The organism is Pseudomonas sp. RW10S2, from assembly GCF_014268985.1.
Classification (GTDB): domain Bacteria; phylum Pseudomonadota; class Gammaproteobacteria; order Pseudomonadales; family Pseudomonadaceae; genus Aquipseudomonas; species Aquipseudomonas wayambapalatensis.
In genome coordinates this window covers 1-202 of record NZ_JABWRO010000263.1, presented here as the reverse complement: position 1 = coordinate 202, position 202 = coordinate 1, and the positions used below count along the sequence as shown (strand labels likewise).

The 202-nt window shown below is 55.9% G+C and carries 1 pseudogene; it reads right to left on the bottom strand.

What is annotated here, in order from left to right:
- A pseudogene (locus HU729_RS25645) lies at positions 1-202 on the bottom strand (IS3 family transposase); the annotation flags it as partial.

The following is a 202-nucleotide window of genomic DNA, read 5'->3' as shown; positions in this document are numbered from 1 at the left end:
TGTTGATGAAGGCGTACTTCAGCCGCACTCCTTGGCAAAGTACGCGGCGGCCTTCTTTAATATGTCTCGCTCTTCTGTCACCCGCTTGAGTTCAGCGCGCAGCTTGCGCAGTTCAGCCTGCTGATCATTGTCTTGCTGACGCTGCTCTTGGGGCTTGCTGTAGACCTTGATCCAGGCGTAAAGGCTGTGCACGGACATGCCC